The organism is Bacillus thuringiensis (genome assembly GCF_001595725.1).
GTDB classification, from domain to species: Bacteria; Bacillota; Bacilli; order Bacillales; family Bacillaceae_G; genus Bacillus_A; species Bacillus_A thuringiensis_K.
Genome location: NZ_CP014282.1, coordinates 1,684,058 through 1,701,478, shown reverse-complemented (window position 1 = coordinate 1,701,478; position 17,421 = coordinate 1,684,058). Strand labels below are relative to the sequence as shown.

The following is a 17,421-nucleotide window of genomic DNA, read 5'->3' as shown; positions in this document are numbered from 1 at the left end:
TATCTTTTTTAAATTGGCTCAATCAAAATCCGGGATTTTTAGAACTGCACCTGTATTCGCCGATGTTACCATTTGTGCATAACGTCCAAGCCAGCCAGTTTTCACTTTCGGTTCTGGTCTTTTCCACTCTTTTTTACGCTTATTTAATTCTTCATCACTCACTCTTACTTCTAACAATCTTTCCTCAACATCGATACAAACGATATCCCCTTGTTCAAGAAGCGCAATCGTTCCGCCCGCAGCTGCTTCTGGTGAAATATGCCCTACTGAAATACCACGTGAAGCACCCGAGAAACGACCATCCGTTAATAGCGCAACATCTGCACCTAATCCCATACCAGCAATCGCTGACGTTGGTGCTAACATTTCTGGCATACCAGGGCCACCTCTTGGTCCTTCATAACGAATGACAACTACATCTCCTTTTTTCACTTTCCCAAGCATAATGCCAGCAAGTGCCTCATCTTGTGAATTAAAAATAACGCAAGGTCCTTCAAAACGCTTTACCTCTGTTGCACCGCTTTTAATAACAGCTCCATCTTTCGCAAGGTTTCCTTTTAATATACGCAATCCTCCTTCCTCACTATGAGGGTTTTCAAGAGAGTGAATAACTTCCTTATCTTTAATCTCTGCCTCAGCAATATTTTCTCTTAATGTTTGCCCAGTAGCAGTTATTCGATCAAGATGAAGTACTCCTTCTTTCCGGCTCATCTCTTTCAAAATTGCACTAATCCCGCCCGCACGATCAATATCTTCCATATGCCAATTTGAGGCTGGACTTACTTTACATAAATGAGGTACACGTCTTGAAACTGCATCAATACGATTCATATCATAATCTAGTCCTGCCTCTTGTGCGAGTGCTAGCGTATGTAATACTGTATTCGTTGATCCACCCATCGCCATATCAAGTGCAAAAGCATCGTCAATCGCTTCTTCTGTTACAATATCACGCGGCTTAATATCTCTTTCAATTAAAATTTTCAATTTCTCTGCTGCTTGTTTAATTAACTCTTCACGTCTTGGATCAATTGCTAAAATACTCCCGTTACCAGGAAGAGCTAAACCTAACACTTCACATAAACAATTCATAGAGTTCGCGGTAAACATACCCGAACAAGAGCCACAAGATGGACAGCCATGATCTTCAATATCTTTTAATTCTTCTTCTGAAATTTTCCCAGATTGATAAGCTCCTACTCCTTCAAAAACGGAACTTAAATCAACAACTTCTCCTTTAGATGTTTTTCCTGCTGCCATCGGGCCGCCTGAAACAAACACAGTCGGAATGTTAATACGTAGTGCAGCCATCATCATACCAGGTGTAATTTTGTCACAGTTTGGGATACAAATCATGCCGTCAAACCAGTGTGCATTTACAACCGTTTCTACTGAATCTGCAATAATTTCACGACTCGGAAGAGAATAACGCATACCGATATGTCCCATCGCAATACCATCGTCAACTCCAATTGTATTGAATTCGAATGGTACCATACCTGCCGCGCGAACTGCCTCTTTTACAAGTTTCCCAAACTCGTTCAAGTGCTTATGCCCTGGAATAATTTCAATAAAAGAATTACAAATCGCTATGAAAGGTTTATCAAAATCTTCATCTTTCAAACCAGTTGCTTTTAATAAACTACGGTGCGGCGCTTTATCAAAACCTTTTTTAATCATGTCACTTCTCATCTTGTCAAATCCCCTCTTACATATTTTTCATTTATACTCTCTTACTCTATTTCCTTACTAATTCTTTCGGTGCATGAATCCAGCTCATCATTTCACGAAGCTCTACTCCCACTTTTTCTAATTGATGATTTTGTTCTGCTTTTTTCATTGCGTTATACGTCGGACGCCCTGCTTGATTTTCTAAAATCCATTTCTTCGCAAATTCACCTTGCTGAATTTCTGTCAAAACACGCTTCATTTCTTTCTTCGTTTCATCTGTAACAATTCTCGATCCTGTTACATAATCTCCAAACTCTGCCGTATCTGAAATAGAATGGCGCATAGTCGTTAATCCACCTTCGTACATTAAGTCAACAATTAGCTTTAATTCATGCAAACATTCAAAGTATGCAATTTCAGGACGATATCCACCTTCCGTTAACGTTTCGAACCCGGCCTTCACAAGTGCAGTTACCCCGCCGCAAAGTACAGCTTGCTCACCGAATAAATCCGTTTCAGTTTCTTCTTGGAATGTCGTTTCAATTACACCCGCACGTGTACACCCTACACCTTTTGCATACGCAAGTGCTACATGTAATGCTGTTCCCGTTGCATCCTGATGTACTGCGACTAATGCCGGAACACCATTTCCTTCTTGAAATACACGGCGAACGAGATGACCTGGACTTTTTGGCGCAACCATCGCTACATCTACATAACTTGGCGGATTAATTTGTCCGAAGTGAATGTTAAATCCATGTGAGAAAAGTAACATTTGTCCTTCACGAAGATTCTCTTCTACCTCTGCTTTATACACATGAGCTTGCTGTTCATCTGGCAATAACATTTGTACAACTTGTGCGGTTCGAACCGCTTCTGAAACAGACATTAATTCAAACCCATCCGCTTTCGCTACTTCATACGACTTACCAGGACGAACACCAACTACAACTTCTACACCAGAATCACGTAAATTTTGTGCTTGCGCATGACCTTGTGATCCATAGCCAACTACTGCAACAGTTTTCCCTTGTAATAACTCTACATTTGCATCTTTCTCATAATACGTTTTCATATTCCATACACTCCTTATAATTTATTTACTTGCAGAACATCAATTAATTTTTTCAACTGACTAACAAGTAATGTCGCTTCATTTTCAGTACAAACTGCTGTGAGTTTCATTTCAGAAACACCACTAGTATCTCTTTCATTTAAGTGTAAAGAAGAAATATAATAACCACGCCGAGCAAAAACCCCACTTATACGTAATAAGACACTTGGCTCGTTATGAATAACGAGTGAAAAAGTATGACTCATTCTTCCCACCTCTTCATAATCATTTCGTTATTCCCTTTGTTTGGCGGAACCATCGGAAATACGTTTTCACCTTCTTCTACACAAAAATCAACTACGACAGGACCTTCATAAGCAAAAGCTTCTAACATCACTTGTTTCGCCTCGGTTGAATTTGTTGCTCTTAATCCCTTCACTCCATAAGCTTCTGCTACTTTCACAAAATCTGGCGATCCAATTTTTGATTCTGATAAACGATTTTCATAAAACATTTCTTGCCATTGCCTTACCATCCCTAAAAATTTGTTATTTATAATAAATACTTTTACAGGGATGTTATTTTCAGCAATTGTTTGTAGTTCTTGAATGTTCATTTGAAAAGAAGCGTCACCTGCAATACAAATGACAAGTTCTTCTTTTTTAGCTAGCTGAGCACCAATTGCTGCTGGAAACCCAAACCCCATCGTACCTAATCCTCCAGAAGTAAGGAACGTCCGAGGTTTTCTTGCTTTATAGAAGTGAGCAGCCCACATTTGATGCTGTCCTACTTCTGTTGTGACAATCGCTTCACCATTCGTTAATTCACTTACTAAGTTGATCACATGCTGTGGTTTTAACTCAGATTCTTTTTGCTTATAAGAAAGTGGATATTCTTCTTTCCATGTCTTTACTTTCTGAAGCCATTCGTCTGTTTGTGTATAAATAGACATATGTAACAACATGTGTAACGCTTTTTTCACATCACCAACAATCGGATGCTCTACAGTTACATTTTTATGAAACTCAGAAGGATCAATATCAATATGTACTTTTTTCGAGTGTGGAGAAAAAAGTTCTAATTTTCCTGTTACACGATCATCGAAGCGAACACCTAATGCAAGTAGTAAATCACATTCTGTTACCGCCATATTAGCAGCGTATGTCCCATGCATACCAAGCATCCCTAGAAACAATGGATCCCCCGGTGGATATGCACCAAGTCCCATTAAAGTTGAAACGACTGGAATACGGTTCTCCCTTGCGAATCCGAAGAGTTCATCGGATCCACCTGAATGAATGACACCTCCTCCAATATAAAGAAGTGGACGCTTTGATTTTGAAATTGCTTTAGCCACCTCTCTAAGTTTCATGCTGTCTGGTACAAGTTCTGGTTTGTACCCCGGAATATCAACTTCTTCATTAAAGAAACTGGTGACTTTTGCATTTTGAACATCTTTTGGAATATCGATTAATACTGGTCCCGGTCGTCCGCTTTTGGCGATGTAAAAAGCTTCTTGCATAACTTGTGATACATGATTTACATCACGAACTTGGTAATTATGCTTCGTAACAGGTACTGTAATTCCGACAACATCCGCTTCTTGAAATCCATCTTTACCAATTAAAGGCGTTGCAACTTGGCCGGTAATGACAACTAAAGGAATCGAATCCATATAAGCGTCTGCTAAGCCCGTAACTAAATTTGTCGCCCCTGGACCAGAGGTAGCAAAGACTACCCCGACTTTTCCAGAAGCTCTCGCATATCCTTCAGCCGCATGAATGGCAGCTTGTTCATGACGAGTTAAAACATGTTTCAAACCACTTTCGTATAACGCATCGTATACTGGTAAAATCGCTCCGCCTGGATAGCCGAAAATGGTCGTTACACCTAATTTCTTTAAACATTGAATCACGTGCCCAGCGCCTGTCATTTCTTCATACTGTAACTTCTCATACGCTGTATACTGCTGCTTCATTTCAATTAACTCCTCTCCTTATTTATGCTAAGCTTTCCGTCAGCCCGGGAACACGTACTCCTCTTTCTCTCGTTAATTTTTTAAATTCTTCAGTCAATTGTTTCGTTACATTTCCTGGTTTCCCATCTCCAATTTCTCTCGAATCAACTTTTACAACTGGAATTAACTCCGCTGCTGTTCCTGTTAAAAATACTTCATCCGCTACATATACATCATGGCGAGTGAATGGTCTTTCCTCACACGGAATACTCAGTCGTTCACATAGCTCGATAACACTATTTCTCGTAATACCTTCTAATGCTCCTAAATAGGATGGCGGGGTTAATACTTTTCCATCTTTCACAACGAAAACATTATCGCCAGAACCTTCACAAACATATCCTTGTTGATTTAACATAAGAGCCTCTAACACTCCTGCTTGTGCCGCTTCAATTTTTACAAGTACGTTATTTAAATAATTCATTGACTTAATACGTGGATCTAACGCGTCTGGCGTATTACGTCTTGATGCAACAGATACAACACTTAACCCATTATCATAAAATTCTTGTGGGAATAAATTTAATTGTTCTGCAATAATAATTACGCTCGGCTTCACACAACTTCTCGGATCGAGCCCTAAGTCACCTTTTCCTCTTGAGACAATTAAGCGAATGTAAGCATCAGCATATTCATTTTTTTGGAGTGTATGTAAAACCGCTTCTTCCATTTCTTCTACCGTCATTGGAATTGTTAGTAAAATAGATTTCGCTGATTCATATAATCGTTTCACATGTTCTTTTAAACAAAATACATTTCCTCCGTAACTACGAATCCCTTCAAATACACCGTCTCCGTATAAAAAACCGTGATCATAAACTGAAACAACTGCCTTTTCTTTTTCTACAAATTCCCCATTCATGTAAATGTACTGGTTTCCCATCTCACATCGCTCCTCTTTTTTCTCTATTTTTGCAACCTATTTATACATCGATTGCTGAGATGAGTATTTTTAACAGAATATTCAGTATATAAACCTTAAAAATATACTCGTCTCAACAATCGATTACATACATACTTGTAGCGATCCATTGCTGAGACGAGGGAATCGTGGTACCACTCAGCTTCCTTATACTTCTCACGAAATATAAGCTCTGCAAGTCCAATTAGACTTTTGTTTTTCTATCGGGAACAACCCCGCTACTTTTTACTAGTTTTCAAAAGTAGTGCTCCAAGGTGATTTTCAATGAGTGAATCGTTACCACCCTCACAGCCTCGGGGCAGCTCTCTGAAACAATCTTTATCATTTACTCTCCTCTTCTACGCATTCTCTTCTTCTATTTTAAAAAATAAAAACTCTCGCCTCAGCAATCAACTACTACAATTTAGTAGCTTTGATTGCTGAGGCGAGAGTTTCGCGTTACCACTCAGCTTCCTTATACTTCTCACGAAATATAAGCTTTGTAGGTCCAATCAGACCTCCGTCCTTTTACCGGAGACGATGCCGCCGCCCTCTACTCAGTTTCCCTTTCGCAAGCGATGCTCCGAGGTGATCTTCAATGATTAGATTGTTACTACCCTCACAGCCTTGGAGTAGCTCTCTGAAACGATCATAATCATCTACTTTCCTCTTCTTTGCATATACAACATATAAAGTTAGAAAATTCTTAATTAACTTTTATTTGTTACACGTATTATAGGACGTTGTTCTTTTCGTTGTCAACATGTTTTTTCGAAAAAATCAAAATTCATTCTATTTATTTTTTCTCAAATCAAAATTGGAATGCATTACTTACATACACTCATATATTACTTAAGTATGTTTGCATTACTACATAAAGAAAAACTTATAAAGTTTATGAGGAGATGAGGAAACTATGTTAAAAGGGAAAGTAGCGTTAGTTACAGGAGCAAGCCGAGGAATTGGACGAGCGATCGCTAAACGTTTAGCAAATGACGGTGCATTGGTTGCTGTTCATTACGGTAATCGAAAAGATGACGCTGAAGAAACTGTTCATGAAATTCGATCAGATGGTGGCCAAGCTTTTTCTATCGGCGCAAATCTAGAATCCTTACACGGTGTAGAAAACCTTTATAACGCTTTAGATACTGAATTACAAAAGTGCACTGGTGAAACACAATTTGATATTTTAATAAACAATGCTGGCATTGGTCCTGGTGCTTTTATTGAAGAAACGACTGAACAATTTTTTGATAGAATGGTTTCAGTAAATGCAAAAGCTCCATTCTTTATCATTCAACTAGCACTACCACGTTTACGTGACAATAGCCGAATTATTAATATTTCATCCGCTGCCACCCGCATTTCTTTACCTGATTTTGTTGCATATAGTATGACGAAAGGCGCTATTAATACACTGACTTTTACACTAGCAAAACAGCTTGGAGCACGAGGAATAACGGTGAATGCAATACTTCCAGGATTTATTAAAACAGATATGAATGCAGAACTCTTGAGCGACCCAATGATGAAGCAGTACGCTACTACTATTTCCGCTTTCAATCGCTTAGGTGAAGTAGAAGACATTGCCGATACTGCTGCATTTCTTGCTTCTCCAGACAGCCGCTGGGTTACTGGACAATTAATTGATGTGAGCGGAGGATCTTGTTTATAAAAAACATATATTTTCAAATCTTTTTTATTGCGCAATAAAACAATTTATATAATACTATATAAAACATATACATTTAGGAGGATTACAGCAATGTCCGAAAAAACATACGAACTCGCAACCTTCGCAGGCGGTTGCTTTTGGTGCATGGTAAAACCATTTGATGAACTTCCTGGTATTCATAAAGTACTTTCTGGCTATGCAGGAGGTCATGTAGAAAATCCAACATATGAACAAGTAAAAGCTGGAACATCTGGACATTTAGAAGTTGTTCAAATTACATTCGATCCTTCTATTTTTCCTTATCAGAAATTACTAGACTTATATTGGCCACAAATCGATCCAACTGATGATGGCGGACAATTCTTTGACCGTGGTCCATCTTATCGCACTGCTATTTTTTATCATACTGAAACACAAAAAGAGCTTGCTGAAAAATCAAAACAATCTCTTGCAGAAAGCGGTATGTTTAAAGATCCAATCGTAACTGCAATTCGCCCGTCTGCACCTTTTTATGAGGCTGAAGAATACCATCAACATTTCTATAAAAAGAACCCAGAGAAATATGCTACTGAGCAAAAAGAATCTGGCCGTGAAGACTTTATAAAAGAAAATTGGCAAAAAAAATAATAAAAACGCATCGTGCTTTTTTAGTACGATGCGTTTTTATTTTTGATAAAAGTACCATACAATGATGAGAACAACCGCTGTTAATGCCCAAAGCGCTACTTCATTTTTCACTCTACTCTTTTTCTTAGTCATTTCATCTCCTCCTAATAGCAATACAACGTATTCAAGATTTCCTCTGTTTCATTGTCCACCTTATATACATAAATACATCCTTACCAATCCTTATAACAAGACCACAAATGATTCCGATTGCAATTGAAATTATTAACATCTGTACAAAACTAAGAGTAGTTGTGTATGTTATGTAGATAACAATGCATACAAGTAAAACATCCGGTAAAGAAAGCAAAAACTTTTTAAGTATTTCTTCAGCTCTCCTATGTCTTATTTATCTCTTTTGCTGTAGCTTTGAAATAAAATTTATTTGAAAATCCCATTTAGACCTTCATTTTACAGAAAAGAATCCCCCCCCTTTTGAAAAGGGATTCTTATGTACATGTTCTATTCCATAATTACTCCTAAAATAGAATAATATTACTAATGATTTGTTGTACATTAACTATTTGCCAGGCAATCGGATGTTGCGCCAACTACCTACATCGCATTGACCGTATGTATTATCACCTACTGCTACCACGGTGCCATCTAATTTTAGACCGACCGTATGCGCACAACCAGCCGCTATCGCTACAATATTACGCCAATCGCTTACATTACATTGACCATACTCATTCCACCCGACTGCCACCACGGTACCGTCTGATTTAAGTCCGATTGTATGATTCGTACCAGCTGCTATTGCCATAATATCTTTCCAGCTGCTTACATCACATTGACCAAGTTTATTATTTACCCACTACCAATCTAATTTAAGAGCAACGGTATGACCACAACCCGCTGCTATCGTATCTTTAGACCAGTTTCGCTTTTAACATTTCTTCTTCCGGTGAAATGTAATTCATATTTACCTCCTTCAAAATAAGCAACTATTTCAAAGTATATCTTTTATCAAACTTTATTTCATTATCAAGACCTAAATCGTAAAAAGTCATAAATAATAAAGAGTGATACATATTAGTCATCGATAATATGTATCACTTTTCACTACTTTTTCCGCAATCTCGCCCTTTAATGGAATAATAGATTACTTATAACTGGTTTGTTGAAATATTATAACCAAAATATTTTTGTTGACTGTGACACTGGTGTCATACTTTAGAATTAAGTTTGAACATCTGAAAGGAGGCATTTTCATTGAAGAAAAATGACCAAAGTGAGAAAGAACAAAATATCAGTCAAGTATCAAATACAGATGTATCTATGATGGAGAACCCGAACCGTTCACCTGTTACAGTTATTGGCTTGGGTCCGATGGGCCAGGCGCTGGCTGGTACATTCCTGATGAACGGCCACCCTACGACATTATGGAACCGAACTGCCGAAAAAGCCGATTATCTTGTTTCTCAGGGGCGATTCTTTCGAATTCAGTTATCGCCGCGGTCTCTGCAAGTCCCCTGGTGATCATTTGTGTTCTGGACTACAATATCGTCCGTGAAGTCCTTGCCCCTGCGGGAGATGCCCTGAAGGGACGGACACTGGTGAACCTCACTGCCGACTCGCCCAAACGTGCCCGTGAAATGGCCACATGGGCTGCCCAACACGGAGTCGATTACCTCGATGGGGCGATTATGACCCCTACTCCAACCATCGGGACGCCTGCGGCTTCCGTCCTGTATAGTGGACCAGAATCCATCTTTAAGGCCCACCAACCGACCTTGGCAAGCTTGGGTGGCACTACTTCTTATCTTGGGCGGACCCTGGCCGGGCAGGCATATGATGTGGCCCTGCTCGATCTCTTTTGGACATCCATGAGCGGTTACGCTCACGCTCTCGCCCTTGCCACTGCCGAGAATATTCCGGCAAAGGAGTTCGCTGTTTATGCCCAGGGTATCATAGGCATCTTGCCCGACATCATGGCTTATTTAGCAAATGAAGTAGACTCGGGTCACTACCCTGGTGACAAGTCCAATATCATCTCGGCCTCGGCAGGAATGGAGCACATCATCCATGCTGCTCAGCACCACGGCCTCGACGTCAGCGTTCTGAGTGCTGCAATGGCCGTAACCCAGCAGGCCATCAACGAGGGCTACGGAACCGACGGATTCTCTCGCTTGACCGAACTGCTAAAGAAACCGTCTGCATAACATCATAGTCTTCTGTAAAGATCCCGGATTCCGCCATAATCGCGGACTGGGATCTTCAATTATTTCGTTGTTTCAACTAAGAGAATTTCCATTTCTCATTCTTCTTTTATCCGTCATTTGCATGATTTGTTTTTCCAACCGATGCTTTACAACGTCCAATACACTGATTTGTCTGTTAATTTGATCCAGCTTCACTTGATAAGTTTCCAGCATTTCTTCACAAAATTCATAGTCTTCCGGACCATTATCCTCGCATTTCAATATTTCCTCAATTTGTCCCGTTGTCAGCCCCAAACCTAAATAAAGTTGAATAATTCGAATACGTTTGATGGCGGATTTATCGAACTCGCGATAACCATTTTCAAGGCGTACAGCGGTAATTAGATTTTTTTTCTCATAATGCCTTATAGATCGGATACTTGCACCTGTCTTTTTAGACAGCTCACTGATTTTCAATAGAAACGCCTCCCTATTAAATGTTCGAAAATCTTATCTTATAATATGACATTAGTGTTACGGAAAATAATAACATATAGGTTTTTGTTTCATTGAAGTTGTGACGTAAGTGATTCAGTTTTTCAAATAATCGTTCTAAAACTGATTGGGAGATACGGTTATAAGGTTTCGTTTTTGATTTCCGTTTATCTATTGAACTAATTATCCTCTAATAATCATAGTACAGTTAAATTTTTAATCTACTTCTTCAAAAAATAAAAACCTCCAGTTTAAGTACTAGAGGTCTTCCATTTTATTTCTTTAATCGCTCAATAAAATCCTGTAATTTATCAAGTGATTTCATGTTCTGATTACAAGCTACACCATCTTTGCAAATATAGTTTCCTTTTTTTACGAAAGTTCCTGGTACATCGCCTTTAATTTCAACTAAAAACATCCCAACTTCTTCATGTCCATGACATAACGAACAAATGCTTTTTTTATTTAAACTTTGGAACGTTCCTTGCAGACCAACAAATTTATTTTTATCATTTTTCGCTATAATAAATTTCCTGCTTGATCCCTTATCAATCCAGCTTAAATAAGATATTTCTTTCATATCTATTTCTTCCATATCAGGAAGTTTTAACTTTTTCGCTTTAGGAAACAATTTTTTTAATGTTTGTGCTGTAACTTCTTGAAACGGAATTACATACGGATTTATTTTCATTAAAAATGATTCTGCATCTTCTCTATTTTGAACTGTTAATACCGTATCAATTAACTCTTTCTGTTCATCCGTTAAATTCTCAAATACATGTATTATCTTTTCAATCGCAAGCGATTTTAACGCTTGAATTACACCTCTATCATTTGCGGTTGCATGCCCGTTTGCTAAAATATAAGCTTGTGATTTTATAAAATTATATTGATCACTTCTAATAAACGCTTCCATCTTTATCACTCCATACAAATTGTTGATCTAGTTTTATTGTATACAATGATTACGTTTTTTGATATGTAAAAGATAACTTAGAAACAAACATTACATATATCACTTATTCTCTACCGCTGCATTTCCTGACAAAAGAAGCCATCATCTGCTTTCCATTCCGCATATAATACGTCTTCAAATTTAGTAATTCCTTTTTGCTTTATTTGTTTATAAAGCCACCCTTCATCAAATCCTGCTTCCCTCAAATTATCCTTAACTACTTTCCCATCACTAATTAATGAAATTGGTAAGTATACAGGCTTATGTTTTAAACTTAAATCATTTATAGTAGGAGATTCGTATTTACTTTTTTTCAGAACGCTTATGTTTCCATTAGGTTCCAATATCATATATTCAACTTCTCGGATTGAAAATATATCTTTTTGTTGTCTTAACATTTGTTGTAATTGATTAATATCCAAATGATTTGATTTTAATTGTTCTCTATCAATATGCCCATTACGAATGATAATAGAAGGGTATCCTTCAAAGAACTTTCTTGTCCTTCTAAATTTTTGTGTTATTGCTTCTATTGCGTAAATTAATATTACCCATACAAAAACAGCGTATAAAATAGACCATACTCTCACCTCAGGATCATATACAGTGTTTCCAACTAGTTCTCCGATTACAATCGCAGAAATAAAATCAAAAGGGGTTAGCTGTGATATTTGTGTTTTCCCTAATATTTTAGTAGCAATTAATAAAACAAAAAAACCAACAAAAAGTTCTATCGTTATTTGTCCAAGATGATTCATATATGTTCACCTTTCTGTAATATGAAATATAAAGTTTTTATTCCTATTCACATTTCTATACAATACTATTGCGATTCATTTTTTCTATTATCATGCCCATTCACACCCTATATATCCAATACATACAAAGCAAAAAGAGTCTAGTTCAAAATAATATTTGAACTAGACTCTTTTATGCTCATTTAGAATATACAATCTTTTTAATCGTTTCCCCAGAAAGAAAATATTCTTCTGCAAGTTGATGAATAGCAATCCCACTTTTAAACGCTTCTTTAATCGCTTTATTTCTTTCATCTAGTTGTTTTCTTCCGCCAGATCGTGTACCCCATTTATAATGTTTCGTTTCTTGTTTCGGAATATAAATTGTTTCACCTTGTATATACTTTTGAATTTCAGTAATTAAACTTTCTGGTAAAACCGTCGCGGCTTTAACGTATTTCATTTCTGCTCGCCCCTTATTTTTTATGGTTCATTTCAATAAGGTGCAAAGCCAAATATAAAAAATGATACGAGCTCATTTAGGCGATTGTATATTACTTGTCTACCTCACGCAAAGTATCGCCATTTCCATACTTGGCTTTGCATGAGACGTTGCAGTGTCTGGCAATTGAATTGTAATCGCCATTTAAACACCTCCTAATATACCTTTTGCATTTTATTATATGATAAATCCCTTCCCCTTGCATCCACATCCTTTTTAAAGCGTGAAATTACTTAATTTGATATAATACTTTTTAATTGAATCAAAAATCATTGTGAGGTTACATTATGAGGAAAAAAATTATCATTACAACCGTTACACTATTCTTTATTATCACGGCATTATTTGGAACATACAAATTGATGAACGCAAGAAGCTTTCAATTATTTGGAGATTTAACACAACGCGTAGAAACAAATGAAAAAGTGATTGCTTTAACTTTTGATGATGGCCCTACTAACAATGTAAAACAAATATTACCGCTACTAGATAAATACAACGCTAAAGCTACTTTCTTTTTAATTGGAAATGAATTAGAGAAAAATTTATCGTTAGGAGAAGCTATCGCGCAATCTGGGCACCAACTTGGAAACCATACATATTCTCATAATAGAATGGTTTTCAAAACACCTTCTTTCATTAAAGGTGAAATAGAAAAAACGAATTCATTAATCCGCCAAACAGGATTTACAGACGAAATTGATTTTAGGCCTCCTAACGGGAAAAAATTAATTGGACTACCCTATTATTTAAATAAAAATAATATCGAAACGATTATATGGGATCTTGAGCCCGATACTTTTTATAAATCTACGGCTGATAAAATTGAATATGTTAATAAAAATGTAAAACCAGGTTCTATCATTTTATTGCATTCTATGTATGATGAGTCTAATGAAAATTTACAAACGATTGAAGGTATTTTAGATTCTTTATCTAAGAAGGGCTATCAGTTCGTAACAGTAAATGAATTGCAAAAAAGAGCAAAATAAAAAGGTAGCGTATCTTTGTATGATACGCTACCTTTCTTTTTATATAATGCCAAGTACATTTAAGAATACGATAATAATCGCAATTGGTGCGATATACCGAAGTAAGAATAACCATAATACGAATAGTTTATAACCTTTATTTTTATTTACACCTAGCTCTTTCATTAATACATCTTTCTTCATTTTCAAAGGAACAAAGATAGAAACTAATAATACACCTAGTGGCATTAATACGTTACTTACTGCATAGTCCGCTAAATCAAAGACTGTCTTTCCGAAAATCTTCAGATCACTTAATATACCGAATGATAATGCTGATGGTACCCCAACAACGAAGATTAATAACCCTACGATTAAGGCCATTTTTTCACGTTTCCCTTTACCTTTTGATGTTAACGACGCAACACTAATTTCTAACATCGAAATTGCTGATGTAATCGTAGCGAAGAAGAATAGTAATAAGAAAACGATGAAGAATAATTTTCCAAATGCCATTTTACTGAAAATAGCTGGCAATACGATAAATAATAGTCCCGGTCCTTGAGATGGTTCCATTCCGAATGCGAACACAACTGGGAAAATTGCAAGTCCTGCAAGTAATGTAATAACAAGAGTTAATGCTACGATAGAAAATGCTGAACGTGGTAAGCTTTCTTCTTTCGGTAAATACGAGCTATACGTTACCATAACGGCTACCCCGACAGATAACGAGAAGAACGATTGCCCCATTGCGTATAAAATAACTTCTGATGTTACATGTGAGAAATCAGGTTGTAAGAAGAAACGAACGCCTTCTCCGGCACCATCTAACGTAAGTGCACGAACTATTAATACAAAGAATAAAACAAATAGTGCTGGCATGAAATATTTATTTACTTTTTCAACACCATTTTGTACACCTTTACTTACGATAAAAATAGTAATAAGGATGAATAATAGCTGTGATCCAACTGCTAAATATGGATTGGAAATGATTTCACCAAACGTAGCTTCGTATGCTCCATTTCCTTCCCATAGTCTACCTGTAATTGCATTCCATAAATATAATAAAATCCAGCCTCCTACAACACTGTAGAAAGAAAGTAATATGAAACATGTTACAATTCCTAATTTACCTAACCAAGGCCATAACGTTTTAGGAGCAATCTCTCTATATGCATCAACAGCCTCTTTTTGTGTACTTCTTCCAATAACAAATTCAGCTAATAATAGCGGTAAACCAATTAATAATGTGAAACCGATGAAAATTAGGAAGAATGCTCCGCCTCCTCCAATGCCGGCCATATATGGGAATTTCCAAATCGCCCCAAGACCAATTGCCGAACCTGCTGCAGCTAATACGAAACCTAATTTCGATGTCCATTGCTGTGAATTCATTTATTAATCTCCTCTCTATCTCTTCTTTTTTGTTACAATTCGGTATTTATATTGTTCTATCAATACTCTTTTCTAATACGTTCACTTCCTCCCTAATAATAAAAAACGCCCCTACGTAAATACGTAGGGACGACAAAAATATCGCGGTACCACCCTAGTTGTGAAGAACACTAAGAAACCACCTAAATAAAAACGCCCCTACGCAAAAACGTAGGGACGATAAAATATCGCGGTACCACCCTAGTTATGAAGCCACACCAAAGTTAGGACCTAAATAAAAAACGTCCCTACGTAAATACGTAGGGACGATAAATATCGCGGTACCACCCTAGTTGTGAAAAAATCTTCACCACTTTATTTGATAACGGTATAAACTACCGTCTTTCATTTCCTCATAATGCGAGATTTATGAAAGATGCTCCAGGACGAACTTCATGAATAATCTATATACTGATTCACACCAACCATCAGCTCTCTGAAATAGGGAGATATTCACTACTATACCCTTTCATTGCCCAAATATTATTTTCCGAATTGATTACTATCATTTTTATCACACATTAAAAATAGTGTCAACTTATATTTTGAATTTTTATGTATTACAATCTATTTAAAAATTCAAAATATAAGTTTTAGTTTAGAAAACAAGTAGATTAGTACATAACGAATTCTAACAGGCAATAGAAAAAGAATTACGTATTATTGATACTTATTCCAGAAGAAAAATCATCTAGAAACATAACCTATCTCTATCTGTATTAGTTTTTAAGAGTTTGATGGATACCAAGAAAATTCCGCATCACTATCCAGTGGTCTATTTTTCGTTTCTTCTTTAATTACACGAAACCATTCATTTAAAATTTGAGTTTTTGGCAATTGAGCAGCAAGGTTATCTTCCCAAATTATATGTGAGAACCAGGCTTTCGTTTCCCATTCAAACTGCAATTGTGCGAACGAAATTATAGGGTGATCAGCTTCACGAAATTGCTCATTTACTGCATTTGAAACTTCTGGAGCTTGCGGTAACAACTCGTTCTGAATTCTATTTTTTATCGTCTCATTTTCTAGCTGATCCCAGAAATACAATTGTCCGTTTATTTGATAAAAAATATCAAATGAAGCCTCACCTTTCTTCAAATTCAATAATACGAAGGCACGTTCCACATCATTGTCAGCTGCTTTTACAGCATTAATAATTATATTTTGTGCCATTGATACCCAGTAACTAGTCGCTTCCTCTACCGGTGATTCAACATACAATTCTTCACTTAATTCATGAAGAGTGGCCTCTTGCTCATTCACTTTTTCAACTTTTTTAAAAAACCTATTAAAAAACCCCATAACTTCCCCCTTATTACTATTTTCTATTTCACAAAATAAAAAATAGATTTTTCTTGCTCATCCACATTTACTCCTGGCGCGTATGTATGAACTTGTTGCAATACTTCTTCTATTAGCAACTCTAACTCCTGCACACTATTTTCTGGACTCCCTATTAATATATCTGCCATACGTTTATATAATTTTTCAGGTTTAATAGTCATTCGTTCCACATTATTAGGCATCCATTTAAACGCTGGATGATGCACGTACATTTTATTCAAACCAAATAAAACACCAAATACATTCCTTTGTACTTCACAAATAACGTCATAAAGCATAAGCCAATCTTTCCGTTTTAAAAGCGCCTTTCGATTGTGCCAACGATTACTTAACCATAGATTTTCTGAAATCATCCGTTTTGCTAGTTCATCTGGATATGCCGCTACTCTATCTTTTAATTCATTCACTTTCCCTTCTCCATACAAACTAACACCATCATGAACAGATGATACAATACATTGTTTTTCATAACTTATATCATATTGATCCACCACATCCGAAATCACTTTCTCTACTGTCTCTGTTAAAAAGTTACTAATCTCTAATTTAATTCCCTCTTTCGTTAAATACGTTTCCGACCATTCTTCTTCCTCATACGGATGATACGATAATATTTTCCCATCAATATGATAAATAGGGGCCCTACGATCCTCATCTTCCGGCGGTGTTGACCATAAAATATGTAATTCTATATCTGAATGTTCATCTTCAAGTTTTCTAGCTACTGAACCCGCTAAAATAATAGCTTCCACTTTCGGATTTTTCCTATAAATCTCTGACATCTCTATCGCTTTCTCTTTTAATCCCATTTCATTTCCCCCTAAAATTGCAGTAATCCCTTATATTTCATTT

Annotated in this window: 17 protein-coding genes, 2 pseudogenes and 2 other annotated features; of the genes and pseudogenes, 5 read left to right on the top strand and 14 right to left on the bottom strand. The window is 36.7% G+C overall.

Annotated features, from left to right (window positions below; translation table 11 throughout):
- Positions 1–18 precede the first annotated feature (18 nt).
- Genes ilvD through ilvE form a run of 5 tightly spaced genes read right to left on the bottom strand, consistent with a single transcriptional unit; the run spans position 19 to position 5,625 of the window.
- On the bottom strand, positions 19–1,692 hold the full coding sequence (ilvD, locus tag AXW78_RS08660; protein WP_001255812.1) for a dihydroxy-acid dehydratase: 1,674 nt from the start codon (positions 1,690–1,692) through the stop codon (positions 19–21).
- 46 nt (positions 1,693–1,738) lie between these two features.
- Entirely contained in the window at positions 1,739–2,746 is a 1,008-nt protein-coding gene (gene ilvC, locus AXW78_RS08655; RefSeq protein ID WP_061883996.1) for a ketol-acid reductoisomerase, read from the bottom strand.
- Positions 2,747–2,760: 14 nt separating this feature from the next.
- Positions 2,761–2,991, bottom strand: a complete 231-nt coding sequence (locus AXW78_RS08650) for an ACT domain-containing protein (RefSeq protein WP_002163928.1) — start codon at positions 2,989–2,991, stop codon at positions 2,761–2,763.
- Complete coding sequence (gene ilvB, locus AXW78_RS08645) at positions 2,988–4,703, bottom strand: acetolactate synthase large subunit (RefSeq protein ID WP_000813476.1); 1,716 nt, start codon at positions 4,701–4,703, stop codon at positions 2,988–2,990. The genes AXW78_RS08650 and ilvB overlap by 4 nt, the downstream gene beginning before the upstream one ends.
- Positions 4,704–4,725: 22 nt before the next feature.
- Entirely contained in the window at positions 4,726–5,625 is a 900-nt protein-coding gene (ilvE, locus tag AXW78_RS08640) for a branched-chain-amino-acid transaminase (RefSeq protein WP_046945413.1), read from the bottom strand.
- A gap of 149 nt (positions 5,626–5,774) precedes the next feature.
- Positions 5,775–6,014: a binding site (T-box leader), on the bottom strand.
- 545 nt (positions 6,015–6,559) lie between these two features.
- Between ilvE and AXW78_RS08635 the strand changes: the two genes are divergently transcribed.
- Positions 6,560–7,318: an SDR family oxidoreductase gene (locus AXW78_RS08635; protein WP_000911806.1), complete on the top strand. Its 759-nt coding sequence runs from the start codon at positions 6,560–6,562 to the stop codon at positions 7,316–7,318.
- A gap of 90 nt (positions 7,319–7,408) precedes the next feature.
- On the top strand, positions 7,409–7,945 hold the full coding sequence (gene msrA / locus AXW78_RS08630) for a peptide-methionine (S)-S-oxide reductase MsrA (RefSeq protein ID WP_001291891.1): 537 nt from the start codon (positions 7,409–7,411) through the stop codon (positions 7,943–7,945).
- Positions 7,946–8,108: 163 nt separating this feature from the next.
- On the opposite strand, the gene AXW78_RS31925 is transcribed toward msrA, so the two are convergent.
- Both AXW78_RS31925 and AXW78_RS08625 read right to left on the bottom strand, forming a co-directional pair.
- Positions 8,109–8,309: a hypothetical protein gene (locus AXW78_RS31925; protein ID WP_033672568.1), complete on the bottom strand. Its 201-nt coding sequence runs from the start codon at positions 8,307–8,309 to the stop codon at positions 8,109–8,111.
- 195 nt (positions 8,310–8,504) lie between these two features.
- A pseudogene (locus AXW78_RS08625) lies at positions 8,505–8,795 on the bottom strand (chromosome condensation regulator); the annotation flags it as partial.
- A gap of 470 nt (positions 8,796–9,265) precedes the next feature.
- Between AXW78_RS08625 and AXW78_RS35675 the strand changes: the two are divergent.
- Positions 9,266–9,696 (top strand): annotated as a pseudogene (locus tag AXW78_RS35675) (NAD(P)-binding domain-containing protein); the annotation flags it as partial.
- A gap of 117 nt (positions 9,697–9,813) precedes the next feature.
- Entirely contained in the window at positions 9,814–10,149 is a 336-nt protein-coding gene (locus AXW78_RS35670; protein ID WP_431603593.1) for an imine reductase family protein, read from the top strand.
- Positions 10,150–10,221: 72 nt separating this feature from the next.
- On the opposite strand, the gene AXW78_RS08615 is transcribed toward AXW78_RS35670, so the two are convergent.
- The 4 genes from AXW78_RS08615 to AXW78_RS08600 form a co-directional block, all read right to left on the bottom strand.
- Positions 10,222–10,605, bottom strand: coding sequence for a MerR family transcriptional regulator (locus AXW78_RS08615; protein ID WP_046945414.1), 384 nt, complete (start codon positions 10,603–10,605; stop codon positions 10,222–10,224).
- A 292-nt stretch (positions 10,606–10,897) separates the two neighbouring features.
- Positions 10,898–11,539 (bottom strand): FusB/FusC family EF-G-binding protein, encoded by a 642-nt coding sequence (locus AXW78_RS08610; RefSeq protein WP_000387065.1) that lies wholly within the window; start codon positions 11,537–11,539, stop codon positions 10,898–10,900.
- Positions 11,540–11,649: 110 nt separating this feature from the next.
- Positions 11,650–12,336 (bottom strand): DUF421 domain-containing protein, encoded by a 687-nt coding sequence (locus AXW78_RS08605; RefSeq protein WP_001015963.1) that lies wholly within the window; start codon positions 12,334–12,336, stop codon positions 11,650–11,652.
- Between the two features lie 178 nt (positions 12,337–12,514).
- Positions 12,515–12,778 (bottom strand): CD3324 family protein, encoded by a 264-nt coding sequence (locus AXW78_RS08600; RefSeq protein ID WP_000878308.1) that lies wholly within the window; start codon positions 12,776–12,778, stop codon positions 12,515–12,517.
- 326 nt (positions 12,779–13,104) lie between these two features.
- Between AXW78_RS08600 and AXW78_RS08595 the strand changes: the two genes are divergently transcribed.
- Positions 13,105–13,809: a polysaccharide deacetylase family protein gene (locus tag AXW78_RS08595; protein WP_001227583.1), complete on the top strand. Its 705-nt coding sequence runs from the start codon at positions 13,105–13,107 to the stop codon at positions 13,807–13,809.
- A 39-nt stretch (positions 13,810–13,848) separates the two neighbouring features.
- Here AXW78_RS08595 and AXW78_RS08590 read toward each other — a convergent pair whose 3' ends face one another.
- The 3 genes from AXW78_RS08590 to AXW78_RS08580 form a co-directional block, all read right to left on the bottom strand.
- Entirely contained in the window at positions 13,849–15,186 is a 1,338-nt protein-coding gene (locus AXW78_RS08590) for a sodium-dependent transporter (protein ID WP_061883995.1), read from the bottom strand.
- Between the two features lie 298 nt (positions 15,187–15,484).
- Positions 15,485–15,707 (bottom strand) — a binding site (T-box leader).
- 244 nt (positions 15,708–15,951) lie between these two features.
- Positions 15,952–16,527: a hypothetical protein gene (locus tag AXW78_RS08585; RefSeq protein WP_000505538.1), complete on the bottom strand. Its 576-nt coding sequence runs from the start codon at positions 16,525–16,527 to the stop codon at positions 15,952–15,954.
- 23 nt (positions 16,528–16,550) lie between these two features.
- Positions 16,551–17,378: a DUF4037 domain-containing protein gene (locus tag AXW78_RS08580; RefSeq protein ID WP_000523176.1), complete on the bottom strand. Its 828-nt coding sequence runs from the start codon at positions 17,376–17,378 to the stop codon at positions 16,551–16,553.
- Positions 17,379–17,421: the final 43 nt, after the last annotated feature.